Here is a 1,284-nt window from a genome sequence, read left to right as displayed (position 1 = left end):
CCGGTCCAGTTCGGCCAGCGCGCGAAAACCCAGCTTGTACAAATCCGCAGCCGTCGTGATGATCTGCTTGTCGACCAATTGCTCTACCAGTTGATCGCCCAGGCCTTCCACATCCATCGCCCGGCGCGAGACAAAATGCAGCAAGCCGCCCTTGCGTTGCGCCGCACACTTGACCCAGCCGCCGGAACAGCGCGCAATCGCTTCATCTTCCAGCCGCACGATGGGCGAGCCGCATACCGGACAAATGGTCGGCATGATGAAAGGCTGCGCATCTGCAGGGCGCAACTCCGGCACATGCGACACCACTTCCGGTATCACATCGCCGGCGCGCCGCACGATGACGGTATCGCCTGTCTGTATATCCTTGCGCCGCACTTCATCTTCATTATGCAGCGTCGCATTGGTCACCGTGACGCCGCCGACCACCACCGGCGCCAGACGCGCCACCGGCGTAATCGCACCGGTGCGGCCCACCTGCACTTCTATCCCCTGCACCGTCGTCAATGCTTCTTCCGCCGGGACTTTATGCGCGATCGCAAAACGCGGCGCACGCGAAACAAAACCCAGTTGTTGTTGCTGCCCGGTGCGATTGAGCTTGTAGACGACACCGTCGATTTCGTAAGGCAGTTGCGGGCGTTTTTCGCCGATAGCGCGGTAGAAATCCAGCAGCCCGGAGGCGCCCTGCACCACCGCACGTTCGGCGCAAACCGGTATCCCGAGTTTTGCATACCAATCCATCAATGCGGCATGCGATGCCGGCATGTCCATGCCTTCGAGCGCGCCTATGCCGTAGGCGAAAAAGCGCAGGCTGCGTTGCGCAGTGATGCGCGAATCGAGCTGGCGCAGACTGCCGGCGGCCGCATTGCGCGGATTGGCGAATTCCTTGGCGCCGGCCTCGCGCTGGCGTGCATTCAGCTTCGCCAGATCGGCCTTGTACATCATCACTTCACCGCGTACGTCCAGCACCCTGGGCGGCGTGGCGGTGTGCAGGCGCAATGGAATTTCGCGCACGGTACGGATGTTGGCAGTGACGTTTTCGCCGGTCGCACCATCGCCGCGCGTGGCGGCCTGTACCAGCAGGCCGTCTTCATAGCGCAGATTGATGGCGAGGCCGTCGAACTTGAGTTCGGTCGCATATTCGATTTCTGTATCGCTGTTCAAGCCTTCGCGCGCACGCCGGTCGAAAGCGACGATATCTTCATCTTCAAAACCGTTACCCAGCGACAGCATCGGCACTGAATGCGTGATTTGCGGAAAAGCGGACAGCGCCAATGCACCTACACG

1 protein-coding gene is annotated in these 1,284 nt (G+C 61.1%); it reads right to left on the bottom strand.

What is annotated here, in order from left to right:
• On the bottom strand, window positions 1-1,284 hold a 1,284-nt coding region (gene ligA, locus Q7T06_RS06490), incomplete at both ends, for an NAD-dependent DNA ligase LigA (RefSeq protein ID WP_304782165.1).

It is taken from the genome of Herminiimonas sp. (assembly GCF_030645555.1).
GTDB lineage: Bacteria > Pseudomonadota > Gammaproteobacteria > Burkholderiales > Burkholderiaceae_D > Oxalicibacterium.
This window is presented reverse-complemented; position numbering and strand designations above follow the sequence as displayed.